The sequence below is a fragment of the Spirosoma pomorum genome (genome assembly GCF_054776615.1).
In genome coordinates this window covers 14930-27122 of record NZ_BAAHBP010000028.1, presented here as the reverse complement: position 1 = coordinate 27122, position 12193 = coordinate 14930, and the positions used below count along the sequence as shown (strand labels likewise).

The window sequence follows — 12193 nt, the reverse complement described above, 5'->3', positions numbered from 1 at the left end:
CCGAGCCGGTGATGGTTTCCTTGCGCTGCGTGCCGTATCCCACCACGACCACTTCGTTTAGCGATTTGGTATCGGCAGCCATATTGATGTTGATGCTGGATTTCCCGCCGATCGGCACTTCCTGCGAAATGTAACCGATGTAGGAGAAGACCAACGCCGTCGCTTTGTCGGGTAGATTGATCGAGTAGCGACCATCCGCGTCCGTCACCGCGCCCACCGTTGTGTTTTTTACGACAACGCTGACACCGGGTAACCCCTGCTGTTGATCGTCGACCACTCTACCGGCGATTTTGGTCTGAGCGTAAGCGCCTACCGACGCCAGGAGCCCAAGCACAAAAGCCAGACATAGCGTGCTACGTCTGACTTGTCTGGTCCGTATCTCTTCCGGCGAGCTGGTCTCAAAATCCGCCCGTGGGTACGTAAACAAATTGAACATGATTTAAGCAGGTTTTAATACTATCTCCTGATTAAAGCCTTTTTTTGTTCTTCTATACTTAGACTGCATTGTCTATATGATAGCTTATTTTAACCTAATTGTAAGTATTCTCTCATATTTTGTAAATATCATTTAAGGGTTCAGCCGGGTGACCAGTCGTCCATGAGCGCGCCCACTGGGTTAAATACTGCCGATACGGGCGCTTTCTCGTACCATTACGTCCTGTCGGAACCAGCGGCAAGAAGGAAGATGTGGTATAGAATCAGCTGCTTGGCTTCATCCAGGAAAACGGTAATCCTGACCGGGCCGGTAACCCCGGACGAAAGTGTTATGAACACCACCAATGCGTTCTGGCAGACGTAACGCGGCAACCCTGCGTCAGGATGTTGAGCAACTCAGGAGATTCGCCCCCAGTTGTTCTCGGTCTGCTTGATATTATCGAGGTGATTGCGGATGGGTGCGTGCTGGGGTAGTACGAGCTCCGGATCCTCGGTCAGGATGGCCTGCGCTGACTCTCGGGCTGCGGCCAGAATAGCCCCGTCTTTGGCTAAATCGGCAATCATCAGGTCCATGACGCCACTCTGCTGCGTACCGCTCAGATCACCAGGGCCCCGTAGCTGTAAGTCTACGTCAGCGATCTCAAATCCGTTGTTCGTCCGGACCATTGTTTCCAGCCGGGTACGCGTGTCGGTACTGAGCTTGTAGCCGGTCATCAGTACACAGTACGACTGGTCAGCGCCCCGACCGACGCGCCCTCGCAACTGATGCAACTGCGACAGTCCGAATCGTTCGGCGCTTTCGATAACCATTACACTAGCGTTTGGTACGTTCACCCCAACTTCAATAACTGTCGTTGCGACCATAATCTGCGTCTCCCGCTTCAGGAAACGTTTCATTTCATCGTCTTTTTCGTAGGGAAGCATCTTACCGTGCAGCATGCCCACTTCGTAAGTTGGCCGCGGAAACGCCCGCTGGATACTCTCAAAGCCATCCATCAGATCTTTATAATCCAGCTTTTCCGACTCTTCAATTAGCGGATACACCACGTACACCTGCCGCCCTAGTTCAAGCTGCTGCCGCATGAAGCCAAATACTTCCGACCGGTGCTTATCGTATTTGTGCACCGTCCTGATTGGTTTCCGCCCCTTTGGTAATTCATCGATGATTGATACGTCCAAATTACCATAAAGCGTCATAGCCAGCGTCCGTGGAATGGGCGTGGCGGTCATTACCAGGATATGGGGCGGCACGGTTTCATTTTTGCGCCAGAGCTTAGCCCGTTGTGCTACGCCGAAGCGGTGTTGCTCATCGATAATGCACAACCCCAGGTTCTTATACTGTACAGCATCTTCGAGCAGCGCGTGTGTGCCGACAAGAATGTGCATTTTCCCCTCTTGGAGCTCCTGATGAAGCACCACCCGGCGCTTTTTGTTCGTCGAACCCGTCAGGATGCCAATGCTGAGCCCCATCGCATCAGCAAACGGTTTCAGTCCATTATAGTGCTGATCGGCCAGGATTTCAGTAGGTGCCATAATGCAAGCCTGAGCTCCGCTGCCAATGGCCATCAGACAGGCAATAAAGGCCACGATCGTTTTCCCACTCCCCACATCACCCTGCAACAGCCGGTTCATCTGCTTACCCGTCAGGAAATCGGCGTAAATTTCCTTAATGACGCGCTGCTGGGCGCCCGTCAGTTCAAAAGGAAGCAACTCGTTATAAAAGTGCTTCATCAACGACGTATCCCGGAAAATCTGTCCCGGGAACTCTTCTTTCTGAATCAGCTTGTTTTTGATCAGCCGTAACTGATTGTAAAACAGTTCTTCGAATTTCAGCCGTCGTTGCGCCTGCTTCAACCATCCCTGGTGCTGGGGCAGGTGAATATTCCACATGGCATCCCGCTTGCTGATGAGCCGATATTGCTGAATCAGCGCATCGGGTAAAGTTTCGCGGATATACGGCCACGACAGTTCCAGGAGGCCACGCATAGCCTTACCTATCGCTTTGCTGTCCAGGTGCCGCTTTCGAAGTTTGTCGGTGAGGTTATAAACGGGGAAGAATCCGGCCTCTGCTTCGGAGGCCGTTGCTGTATTCTCCAGTTCGGGATGAATAATACTGAAATGACCGTTGAACGACTGCGGTTTTCCGTAGGCAATGTATTCGCCATCACGCCGGAGCGTTTTTTCGATGAACGTAATACCCTGAAACCAGACCAGGCTCATTGAGCCGCTCCCGTCGGTGAACGTAGCCACCAGTCGCTTTTTACCACCCTCGCCCTCCAGCGCCCAATCCCGCAGCCGCCCGCGCACCTGCGCCGACGGCATAGAGTCCATTAATTCGCTGATGGTGTAATAACGGGTTCGATCGTCGTAACGAAACGGGTAATACTGAATCAGATCGCCGTAGGTGAACAGATTCAGTTCTTTGTTGAGCAATTCGGTGCGCTGCGGCCCGAGTCCTTTCAGGTAGCTAAGTGGAGTATCAAAAAAAGTGGTACGTTCGGTCATGGTAGACCCGGCAAATTCCGGTTTTGGGCGGGATTTGATCAAATTTACGCATTTCCGTCCAAACCGAAAAAGGCTTAGTAATCGTCCCGGCGCGAGCCGCCCAAGCCGAATGCGACGCCACCGTATACGTCCAGGCCACGCGGTTTAATCCCGTTTGAACTGGTACCAACCAGCCCCAGGAAGTTATCCGTTCCTAACCAGGCGGGCCCTACGCGCAGCGAAGCACCGACCGTCAGACCCCGGTTCAGGTAAGCAACGGGCAAAGCGAAACCAAGCCAGCGCTTATCATACCGGGGTGTTACCGCTAGTAAGGTAGGTTGGTGAACGCTGGTAGCCTGGTTGGAACGCATATCGCGCAGGTATGTCAGGCTGATACCGGCTCCGTCCGGCAGTTGGTAGTCAGCTGTCAGATTCAACGAGGTAGGCAAGCCAGCCTGAAAGCGGGTTGCATCCGGCGCCCGATTGGCGTTGAACTTACTCCGGATTACGTCCAGCAGATCACCTGCGTTGCCAATCCGGTCGAAGTCGCTGCTGCGAAACACAATTGGATTGGTCTGTACGCTGTTGTACTCATACTGCTCTCCTTTGTAGGTCAGGCCGCCAATATCAGTCACGGCTGCCCCCAGTCGCAGTGCCGGACTGTCACTATCGTACTGGCTGATATACGTCAGGCCAACATCCAGCCCAACGCCCCGACCGGGCGCTGACGGGCTGAGTAACGTGCCCAACCCTAAACCCCGGTTCTGTAGGTAAGTGGTATAGCCAAGCGTCGCGTCGAAGCGGTTGACCTCCAGTAAAGCACTGTTGACATTATTCGGGTCGATCGCAATCTGGTAATCAAGCCCCCGGTTGATGAGGTGTTGCGCATTGTAGCCAAGCAGTACCTTCGCCGTGGCTCCCAGCAGAAGTTTATTTCCGTCGCCTTCGAACAGCGTTCCGGCATACGTAACCCCTAGTTCGGCGTATGTGTTGGTATTAACCCCAAACTGGTTGTTCCGATTGGGTATCCCGTATATCCCTCCGTCATTCAGACTGGACCGGATAGCAGACAGCAATTCCTGCGACGCATTGGTCACCTGAGCAATAGCCCGGAATCGGGTCGTGACAGCAAACGCCGACCGCTCCCCTACCCGCTTTAGGATAGCTGGTCCGCGGACCTCCCCCGACAGTGTTCCGTTTTTCGGGCTGCCATCCAGATTCTCCCGGGTGTAATTCGTTGAAAAGTCCAGCGCGCCGTTTGGCTTCCGGTACTGACCTGGTATACTGCCGGTAATGAGCTGAAACAACGAGAACGGCGCTTGGTAACGAACATAATTGTTATCGAGGTGGCCGTTTACCGTTCCGATATTGAGAAAAACTTCAGTGGGCGAGTCTGCCGCCAGCGACGGATTGATGTAGAGTCGGTTCGTTCCTCCGTAGCGACTCGTGGAGATGCCCAGCATATTCTGGGCAAATGCGGCCGTTGTTGTCAGGAACAATGTTCCCAGCAGCAGCGAATGTTTCATGAATGTGTTTTTTATCATCACCTTATTCCGTCATAATGGTTTTCGATTGTTGATCGCTTTTACACTATGGGGTTAGGAAATGGTCTAGTTGAATGGCTTATTATCAACAAAGAAACCGCATTTATCGCCGTGTGTTCAACATGGCTACTAATAAATCCCTCTGTTTCCCTGTCAACCAGTCGTCAGTAAACGTAAAACAGCCGCCCGATCACGTATTAATCAGACGGCTGTTTTGCTTGAGTAAGAGCTACGTGAGCAGACTATACGCCTTCCGCTTCTACCAGTTTTACCTCAGGAACCAGACGGGTCAGTAGGTTTTCAATACCCGCTTTTAGGGTCAGCGTTGACGACGGGCAACCACTGCACGACCCTTGCAGGAGCACTTTTACCGTACCGCTGGGTTCATCAAACGAGTAGAAGCTGATGGCTCCCCCGTCTGACTCAACGGCGGGCTTGATGTACTGATCCAGTACGGCTTTGATTTTTTGCACTGTTTCGGAATCCATATCCAGCTTCACGCTGTTAGCGTCCATGGTACGCTGGGCAAACACGGGCTTCTGCTCCCCGAAGTATTCTTTCAGAAAGAACTTGAGTTCGAAAACAACTTCGTCCCAATCGGTTTCGTCGTTCTTCGTGATCGTCACGAAATTGCCAGCAATGAAAACCCGCTGCACAAAATCAAAGCCAAACAGGGCAACCGCCAGGGGCGACTCTTTACCCGTAACGAGGGCGTCGGACGGAGCCGCGTAGTCGAACGAAAGTCCCGTCGGAACCAGTTCAAAATTAACGACGAACTTCATTGAGTTCGGATTAGGACTGCCTTCCGTAAATATAGATACAGGACGATTCAGCGTGGGATTCATCGGAGTAAGGTTTTGATTGATCCGTATGGGGCTAACAGCACCCATCTTTTTTTAGTTTGATCGCGGGATAAGACGAAAGATATGAGACATAAGATTCAAGACGAAAGACACAACGGCTGGAGGCAGAGATAACTATCCCATCCGGCTACATCTTTGGTCTTATGTCTTTCGTCTTGAATCTCTTCTTCCGTTTTCTTTCCCCACAAAAAAACCCGACTGATAAATCAGTCGGGTTCTGTATTGTTCTGGTACGTAACGCTTACGCAACTGCCGTTTCAACGGGAGCCGTTTCAACCGCCGAAGGACCAGCAGGAACGATATCAACGTACGAGCGGCTGGCGCGACCTGGACGGAATTTCACCGTGCCATCAACCAGTGCGAACAGGGTGAAATCTTTACCAACACCCACGTTTTTGCCAGGGTGATGCTTAGTACCACGCTGACGAACGATGATGTTACCGGCAATTGCAGCCTCACCACCGAACAGTTTCACGCCCAGGCGTTTGCTGTGCGAATCACGACCGTTTTTGGAACTACCTACACCTTTCTTGTGTGCCATTTTCTTAAAAAAGTTTTAGAGTTGAATAATTATCTAGTTATGACGTCAGTAGCGTTCGGAAAATTCTACAGATCAGTAACTTTGATAAAGCGACAACTTAATTTTACAGAGTAATATCTTCGATCAGAACTTTGGTCAGGTATTGACGGTGACCATTTTTCTTTTTGTATCCTTTCCGGCGTTTTTTCTTGAAAACGATAACTTTTTCGCCTTTCAGATGCTCGACGATTTTAGCGGATACAGTAGCTCCAGCTACGGTTGGCGCACCAACGGTGATGCTGCCTTCGTTGTCAACAAGGAGAACTTTCACCTTGTCGGAGGCAAGCGCAGCGTCCACATCGCCTTCTAACCGGTGGGTATAGATAGAACGCCCCTTCTGGATCTTGAATTGCTGCCCTGCGATCTCTACGATTGCGTACATGATTTGTGTATGAAATTGAAAATTAGGGTGCAAAGGTACGCCTTGGCTCATAAAAAAGCAACGTCAACGCGCCTTAAATCCCAATGATTTCGCGCTAAAAAGGTAGTTTACGAGACGTTTGCACCAGATTTGATGTACACTTGGCAATAATTTTTCCATCAGCGGATACCAGGCGGCCTTCGCAGTGGATCAGGTTACGACCCGCCCGGATCACTTCAGCCGTTGCCGTCAGTACATCCCCCGGCTGGGCTGCGTGCAAAAAATCAACGTTCAGATTGACCGTCGTGTAGGCAAATTCGCGTCCTAACGTAAAAACCGTTCCGCCGATTAGATCGTCCAGCATGGCGCTCGACATCCCGCCGTGCAACCCGCCCGTTACGTTGCCCAACTCTTCTCGTACGGTATATTCGGCTACTATTCGACCGTAGTCGACGCTTCGCAGCACACCGTTCAGGAAACGGCCTACCGGCGACCAGCTTTCGCTCATGGTACGGCCAATCTGAGTCCGCAAATACTCGATGCGGGCATTCGTCATATTCTCCATAAGCCGTAAAAATAGAACGAAACCAAGCCAATCGGTCATTCTACCCGATAATTTGTGGACTTTCTTGGGGGGTTTATCGGACTTGTACTACTTTTGGGCGTTTTAACACGCCTATTCGATTAGACCGAATGAATTATTCGCTTACGCAAATTCCCGATCGTGATGCCAAACCACGGCAAAACGGATTGACGATGGTCATGGACAAGGGAATGAGCCTGCGTGAAGTAGAAGACTTTTTGTCGACTTCTGCCGATCACGCGGACATCATCAAACTGGGGTGGGCCACTTCCTTCGTTACCCCGAATCTGAAAGAAAAAGTTGAGCTGTATCAGAGCGCAGGCCTGCCGGTTTATTTCGGTGGTACGCTGTTCGAGGCCTTCGTCGTCCGTAAACAGTTCGACGACTACCGCCGGTTGCTCGATAAATACCAGTTGCAGCATGCCGAGGTATCTGATGGATCACTGGAAATGCATCAGGATGACAAATGTGAGTACATTCGTCAACTGGCCACGCAGGTTACGGTTCTTTCGGAAGTAGGCTCGAAAGACGAAGCTAAGATCATTCCACCTTACAAGTGGATTCAGCTGATGAAAGCCGAACTGGAGGCTGGTGCGTGGAAAGTCATTGGCGAAGCCCGCGAAGGGGGAACGGTTGGTCTGTTCCGGTCGAGCGGTGAAGTTCGGCAGGGACTGGTCGAAGAAATTCTGACGCAGATTCCCGTCGACAAAATCATCTGGGAAGCTCCCCAGAAAGAACAGCAGGTCTGGTTTGTGAAACTGCTGGGGGCTAACGCCAACTTGGGCAACATTGCTCCCCACGAAGTCATCCCGCTGGAAACCATCCGCCTGGGTTTACGTGGTGATACCTTCTCGCTTTTTCTCGATCAATAATCTTTCATGGATATCCTGAAATCGTTACTCGATTTTCTGCTGCACCTCGATAAGTACCTCGATGTGTGGGCGAATGAATACGGCCTGCTCCTGTATGCCATCCTGTTCCTGATCGTTTTCACCGAAACGGGGCTTATCGTCATGCCACTACTCCCCGGTGACTCACTGCTGTTTGCCGCTGGCGCACTAGCCGCCCGTGACACGAACGAGCTCAGCGTAGGGGTCATTATTCCGCTGTTGATCGTAGCGGCTCTGCTGGGCGACAATGTAAACTACCTCGTCGGAAAAACACTGGGAAATCAGATCAAGATGCGGGAACGAATCTTGTTCTTTAAGCGCGAGTACATCTCCGAAACAGAAAAATTCTACGAAAAATACGGTGGCCGGACGGTAATCATCGCTCGGTTTATTCCGATTGTCCGGACGATCGCTCCTTTCGTAGCGGGCGCGGGCAGCATGAACTACGGCACTTATATCAAGTTCTGTATCATGGGGGCGATTTTGTGGGTAACCAGCATCTCGCTGCTGGGCTTCTTCTTCGGTAACTTCCCTATTGTGCAGAAGAATTTCGAACTAGTCGTTTTCGGAATTGTTGGTCTGTCCGTTCTGCCAATTGTGATCGAGTTCATCAAGAAAAAATCCCGTTAGGTTAGTCAAACATCTAGCGCCTTACCTTTATTTAGCACTACGTCACCAGGCCATAACCGAACGACGTAGTGCTTTTTTTTCTTACGATCCGTTTATCTTTCTTCTTTGCATGACACGTTACGGCCTGATTGGTTTCCCGCTCACGCACTCCTTTTCGCAGCGTTATTTTACCGAAAAATTCAACCGCGAAGGGATCACTGACAGCCAGTACGATTTATTTGACATGGCTGACGTAACGGCGTCTTTGCCCGGGCTATTACAAACGCCCGGTCTGCGCGGGCTGAACGTAACAATTCCGCACAAGCAGGCTGTCTTTCCGTTTCTCGACCGTCTGGACGCTTCGGCGGAGAAAGTCGGCGCGGTGAACGTGATCAAACTGGAAGCAGACGGCTCCCGGACGGGCTACAACTCGGATTATTACGGTTTCCGACAATCACTGGAAGACTGGCTAGCGGCACTCAACCGGTCTGTAGTGGGCCTACAGGCATTGGTTCTTGGTACGGGTGGCGCTTCTAAAGCGGTATTGGCTGCGTTACAGGATCTGGGCATTACGTACCAAATTGTCTCCCGAACGAAAACCAATACAACTATTTCGTACGATGAAGTTGAGAATTACCTAGCCGATCATCAACTGATTATTAATTGCTCGCCCGTAGGTACCTACCCACACGTCAACGAAGCACCCGCCTTGCCCTATGGCCAGCTCACGGATCAGCACCTGCTCTATGATCTGGTTTATAACCCGGCCGAAACCTTGTTTATGAAGCGAGGGCTGGAGCAGGGAGCTGCGGTTCACAATGGCCTGCGGATGCTGGAACTGCAAGCTGAGAAAGCCTGGGCGATCTGGCAGGGGTAACATTTCAGCCCATTTCCGCCTTATTATAAAGAAACCTATCTAGTCTATGCCTCTTACCGTTTTTGCCACGATTATCGCTAAACCCGGCTCCGAAGAAGAACTCCGTAACGGACTCTACAATCTTGTCATGAAAGTCCGGGAAGAAGACGCTTGCTTATTGTATGAGTTGTATGAGAGTGCTGAGCATCCTACGCATTTCATTATGCACGAGATCTGGACGGATGAGGCAGGTTTGCAGGCGCACGATCAGATGCCCCATGTCATCGAGTTTGTTGAAAAAGCCCGCCCCTGGCTGGCAGCATCCGTCGTCCTGACGAAACAACAAACCGAAGTAGTGGATTAAGGCAGACAGATTTCGGCCATCCGGTCGTCGTCCATCACGAACACGTTGAAATCAACCTGGCCTTTGATGCCTTCTACCCAGCCGTTCTGACTGTGCTGCCAGAGGTATAGTTTGTCGTCATCGTACGCCCGCAGGTGTTTGGCCGAGTAGTTCGCAATCCAGAGCGGATACTCGTCCAGATGCCCCTTAATGTAACGCCGGTATAAATTTCGGTTCGTGTAGATAATCGGACGAATGGTATAGTGCTCTTCTACCCTTTCGAGCCACAGTCGTAGCCCATCAATAACGGTCTCGTCCGACTGACCGTTGATCACCTCAAAATCAACGACCGGCGCGAAATCACCGGTATCAAGCGTTACGTGGCTGATGAAGTTGTTGGCTTGCTTAAGCGGATCTCGGGTAGGGTGGTAAAAATGGTAGGCTCCCCGTCGTAATTCTGATTTCTTGGCTTCCCGCCAGTTCTTTTTGTAATGTTTGTCGAACATCGTAGCTCCTTCGGTCGCTTTGATAAAAACAAACTGCAAGCGAACACCATCGGCCTGTAATTGACGAACCTGCTTCCAGTCGATCCGGTCGTTATGCCGCGATACGTCGATGCCGTGAATACCGTAGCGCATGGGCAAATTGATGCCGAACGCCTTCACGAATCGCCAGTCCATATTGTCCTGCTTCCAGGACCGAACAACCCAGACTCCCAGCAAAATCAATAACGCCAGCGCGATCCATAACCCGTATCGCCGAAGAATGAAAATAACTAAAACGCGGAATCGCATGCCGGAGGAGTATTACCAACCCCAAAAATACGTAACAAAAAAAGCCCATTGCCGATTGGCAACGGGCTATATAATAAGAACTGACTTATTCTTAGTCGTGTCCTTCCAGTTTCACCAGCTTGTTATACAAACCTAGCAGCAGGAACGGAGCCGCCCACTGGCCTACGAACAAACTGCGATCTCTGTCACCTTGGTATTGCAGGAACAGCGATACGCCCATCGACCCCAAGGCTGCCCATAAAAACAGGTCAGAAGGAAGTTTTGCGGTTTGCTCTTCGATGGCAGTTGCTACTGGCCCTTCTTTATGCTCCGGGTTAAAATCGTTCTTAGACATAACGTTGATTGTTTAGTTTCGAAGGTGTTAACCCAGTAGCAAAGCGTAAGGTTTTAAAGAATCGTCCTACTTGTTAGGCTGTGGGGTCGTACGCAGGTAAGGCTTCACGAACGTAACGCCTTTAGGGAATTTACCCTCCAGCTGATCGTTGGTGACGGCTGGCGTCACGATCACATCATCACCGTCTTTCCAGTCGGCCGGTGTTGCAACTTGGTAGTCAGCGGTCAGTTGCAGCGAATCAATGACCCGCAACAGCTCGTTAAAATTCCGGCCCGTCGAGGCTGGATAGGTCAGCGTCAGTTTGATTTTCTTATCGGGGCCAATGACAAACACCGACCGCACCGTTGATTTCTCGCTGGCATTGGGGTGAATCATGTCGTATAAAGTAGCGACGGTCCGATCCGCGTCGGCAATGATCGGAAAATTCACTTCCGTTCCCGTTACGTCTTTGATGTCAGGCGTCCAGCGGTTATGCGATTCAAGGTCATCCACCGAAACAGCAATCACTTTTACGTTCCGCTTGCCAAACTCATCTTTCAGGAGAGCCGTGCGGCCCAGCTCAGTTGTGCAAACAGGCGTAAAATCGGCGGGGTGCGAAAATAGCATCCCCCATGAATTACCTAACCATTCGTGAAAGTGGATGTGACCCTGGGTAGTATCGGCCTCAAAATCAGGGGCAATGTCTCCTAAGCGAAGTGACATAACTGAATTTGTTTTTATTAGTTAACACACTCTATATACTTTATAGAGAAGTATAAAAATTGAAAACCGGCGTAAGAGCCGGCTTTCTGGGCAAACGTAGAAAATAATTTTCGAGTTCGCAATCGGTGTAGTAAGCAGATTATCTAACGGAACAGAAGTCGTTAAATGAGCTTGTCTTCCACCGCCATCCGAACCAGCTCGGCCGCGTTACGTACCTGAAGCCGGCGCATCATATTGGCCCGGTGGTTATCGACCGTCCGAACGCTCAATTGAAGTTTTTCGGCAATTTCGCGGCTGCTCATCCCATCAACCAGAAACTGAAGAATCTCTTTCTCCTTGTTCGACAGTTTGGATTGGCGCTCGCTCCGGTTGTTTTTGTCCCCCTTCTTGAGTTGCTGCATGTAGCCGCTCAAAATGATAGAAGCCACCGGTGAGCTATAGTATTTCTCGCCCGAAGCAATCGTACGAATGGCTTTGATCATTTCGTCGGACGACGAATCCTTCAGAATGTACCCGTACGCGCCCGCTTCTACCGAACGAAGAATGTAATCTTCGTTATTGTGCATGGACAGCATCAGGACCCGAACGTTTTTGTACAGGCGACTCACCACTTGAGTTGTCTGGATTCCCGACATACCAGGCAGGGAAATATCCATTAAAATAAGGTCAGGCAGTGTTCCTTCAGCCTGACGGGCTTTCAGCTTATCGAGTGCTTCTTCGCCGTCGTTTGCTTCGTCGATAATGTCCAGATTATCGGCTTGTTCCAGCAGGAGTCGAATACCATCACGCACGATAGAGTGGTCATCGACTAGCAT

General features: G+C 50.8%; 16 protein-coding genes. 5 read left to right on the top strand and 11 right to left on the bottom strand.

The window, feature by feature from the left end:
- A partial coding sequence (locus ACYVAD_RS17520; RefSeq protein ID WP_461140813.1) for a carboxypeptidase-like regulatory domain-containing protein occupies nucleotides 1-436 on the bottom strand: 436 nt, incomplete at its 3' end.
- Nucleotides 437-598: 162 nt separating this feature from the next.
- Between ACYVAD_RS17520 and ACYVAD_RS17515 the strand changes: the two genes are divergently transcribed.
- Entirely contained in the window at nucleotides 599-799 is a 201-nt protein-coding gene (locus ACYVAD_RS17515; RefSeq protein ID WP_461140812.1) for a hypothetical protein, read from the top strand.
- A 32-nt stretch (nucleotides 800-831) separates the two neighbouring features.
- Here ACYVAD_RS17515 and recG read toward each other — a convergent pair whose 3' ends face one another.
- The 6 genes from recG to ACYVAD_RS17485 form a co-directional block, all read right to left on the bottom strand.
- The gene (gene recG / locus ACYVAD_RS17510; RefSeq protein ID WP_461140811.1) at nucleotides 832-2940 is read right to left on the bottom strand and encodes an ATP-dependent DNA helicase RecG; all 2109 of its coding nucleotides are present in this window, start codon (nucleotides 2938-2940) and stop codon (nucleotides 832-834) included.
- Between the two features lie 74 nt (nucleotides 2941-3014).
- Complete coding sequence (locus tag ACYVAD_RS17505; RefSeq protein WP_461140810.1) at nucleotides 3015-4445, bottom strand: DUF5723 family protein; 1431 nt, start codon at nucleotides 4443-4445, stop codon at nucleotides 3015-3017.
- Between the two features lie 260 nt (nucleotides 4446-4705).
- Nucleotides 4706-5308 (bottom strand): NifU family protein, encoded by a 603-nt coding sequence (locus ACYVAD_RS17500; RefSeq protein ID WP_461140809.1) that lies wholly within the window; start codon nucleotides 5306-5308, stop codon nucleotides 4706-4708.
- A 259-nt stretch (nucleotides 5309-5567) separates the two neighbouring features.
- Nucleotides 5568-5867, bottom strand: coding sequence for a 50S ribosomal protein L27 (gene rpmA / locus ACYVAD_RS17495; protein ID WP_461140808.1), 300 nt, complete (start codon nucleotides 5865-5867; stop codon nucleotides 5568-5570).
- A 103-nt stretch (nucleotides 5868-5970) separates the two neighbouring features.
- Nucleotides 5971-6288, bottom strand: coding sequence for a 50S ribosomal protein L21 (gene rplU, locus ACYVAD_RS17490; protein ID WP_232558592.1), 318 nt, complete (start codon nucleotides 6286-6288; stop codon nucleotides 5971-5973).
- 94 nt (nucleotides 6289-6382) lie between these two features.
- Nucleotides 6383-6871: a PaaI family thioesterase gene (locus ACYVAD_RS17485; protein ID WP_461140807.1), complete on the bottom strand. Its 489-nt coding sequence runs from the start codon at nucleotides 6869-6871 to the stop codon at nucleotides 6383-6385.
- An 89-nt stretch (nucleotides 6872-6960) separates the two neighbouring features.
- Here ACYVAD_RS17485 and ACYVAD_RS17480 point away from each other — a divergent pair, with 89 nt between their 5' ends.
- The 4 genes from ACYVAD_RS17480 (at nucleotide 6961) to ACYVAD_RS17465 (ending at nucleotide 9569) form a co-directional block, all read left to right on the top strand.
- Complete coding sequence (locus tag ACYVAD_RS17480) at nucleotides 6961-7722, top strand: phosphosulfolactate synthase (protein WP_461140806.1); 762 nt, start codon at nucleotides 6961-6963, stop codon at nucleotides 7720-7722.
- A gap of 6 nt (nucleotides 7723-7728) precedes the next feature.
- On the top strand, nucleotides 7729-8370 hold the full coding sequence (locus ACYVAD_RS17475; RefSeq protein WP_461140805.1) for a DedA family protein: 642 nt from the start codon (nucleotides 7729-7731) through the stop codon (nucleotides 8368-8370).
- 109 nt (nucleotides 8371-8479) lie between these two features.
- Nucleotides 8480-9226, top strand: a complete 747-nt coding sequence (locus ACYVAD_RS17470; protein WP_461140804.1) for a shikimate dehydrogenase family protein — start codon at nucleotides 8480-8482, stop codon at nucleotides 9224-9226.
- Between the two features lie 46 nt (nucleotides 9227-9272).
- Nucleotides 9273-9569, top strand: a complete 297-nt coding sequence (locus tag ACYVAD_RS17465) for a putative quinol monooxygenase (RefSeq protein WP_461140803.1) — start codon at nucleotides 9273-9275, stop codon at nucleotides 9567-9569.
- On the opposite strand, the gene ACYVAD_RS17460 is transcribed toward ACYVAD_RS17465, so the two are convergent.
- The 4 genes from ACYVAD_RS17460 to ACYVAD_RS17445 all read right to left on the bottom strand — a co-directional run bounded on the left by ACYVAD_RS17460 (nucleotide 9566) and on the right by ACYVAD_RS17445 (nucleotide 12193).
- Nucleotides 9566-10342, bottom strand: coding sequence for a glycoside hydrolase family 25 protein (locus ACYVAD_RS17460; protein ID WP_461140802.1), 777 nt, complete (start codon nucleotides 10340-10342; stop codon nucleotides 9566-9568). The genes ACYVAD_RS17465 and ACYVAD_RS17460 overlap by 4 nt on opposite strands.
- A gap of 91 nt (nucleotides 10343-10433) precedes the next feature.
- Entirely contained in the window at nucleotides 10434-10676 is a 243-nt protein-coding gene (locus ACYVAD_RS17455; RefSeq protein ID WP_461140801.1) for a hypothetical protein, read from the bottom strand.
- A gap of 66 nt (nucleotides 10677-10742) precedes the next feature.
- Nucleotides 10743-11378, bottom strand: coding sequence for a peroxiredoxin (locus tag ACYVAD_RS17450; protein ID WP_461140800.1), 636 nt, complete (start codon nucleotides 11376-11378; stop codon nucleotides 10743-10745).
- A 161-nt stretch (nucleotides 11379-11539) separates the two neighbouring features.
- Nucleotides 11540-12193, bottom strand: a complete 654-nt coding sequence (locus ACYVAD_RS17445; RefSeq protein ID WP_461140814.1) for a response regulator transcription factor — start codon at nucleotides 12191-12193, stop codon at nucleotides 11540-11542.

Bases quoted from the DNA above. Each gene is read 5' to 3' on its own strand.
- ACYVAD_RS17515 (WP_461140812.1), top strand. From the start codon at position 599: ATGAGCGCGCCCACTGGGTTAAATACTGCCGATACGGGCGCTTTCTCG.
- recG (WP_461140811.1), bottom strand. From the start codon at position 2,940: ATGACCGAACGTACCACTTTTTTTGATACTCCACTTAGCTACCTGAAA.
- ACYVAD_RS17505 (WP_461140810.1), bottom strand. From the start codon at position 4,445: ATGAAACATTCGCTGCTGCTGGGAACATTGTTCCTGACAACAACGGCC.
- ACYVAD_RS17500 (WP_461140809.1), bottom strand. From the start codon at position 5,308: ATGAATCCCACGCTGAATCGTCCTGTATCTATATTTACGGAAGGCAGT.
- rpmA (WP_461140808.1), bottom strand. From the start codon at position 5,867: ATGGCACACAAGAAAGGTGTAGGTAGTTCCAAAAACGGTCGTGATTCG.
- rplU (WP_232558592.1), bottom strand. From the start codon at position 6,288: ATGTACGCAATCGTAGAGATCGCAGGGCAGCAATTCAAGATCCAGAAG.
- ACYVAD_RS17485 (WP_461140807.1), bottom strand. From the start codon at position 6,871: ATGACCGATTGGCTTGGTTTCGTTCTATTTTTACGGCTTATGGAGAAT.
- ACYVAD_RS17480 (WP_461140806.1), top strand. From the start codon at position 6,961: ATGAATTATTCGCTTACGCAAATTCCCGATCGTGATGCCAAACCACGG.
- ACYVAD_RS17475 (WP_461140805.1), top strand. From the start codon at position 7,729: ATGGATATCCTGAAATCGTTACTCGATTTTCTGCTGCACCTCGATAAG.
- ACYVAD_RS17470 (WP_461140804.1), top strand. From the start codon at position 8,480: ATGACACGTTACGGCCTGATTGGTTTCCCGCTCACGCACTCCTTTTCG.
- ACYVAD_RS17465 (WP_461140803.1), top strand. From the start codon at position 9,273: ATGCCTCTTACCGTTTTTGCCACGATTATCGCTAAACCCGGCTCCGAA.
- ACYVAD_RS17460 (WP_461140802.1), bottom strand. From the start codon at position 10,342: ATGCGATTCCGCGTTTTAGTTATTTTCATTCTTCGGCGATACGGGTTA.
- ACYVAD_RS17455 (WP_461140801.1), bottom strand. From the start codon at position 10,676: ATGTCTAAGAACGATTTTAACCCGGAGCATAAAGAAGGGCCAGTAGCA.
- ACYVAD_RS17450 (WP_461140800.1), bottom strand. From the start codon at position 11,378: ATGTCACTTCGCTTAGGAGACATTGCCCCTGATTTTGAGGCCGATACT.
- ACYVAD_RS17445 (WP_461140814.1), bottom strand. From the start codon at position 12,193: ATGCTAGTCGATGACCACTCTATCGTGCGTGATGGTATTCGACTCCTG.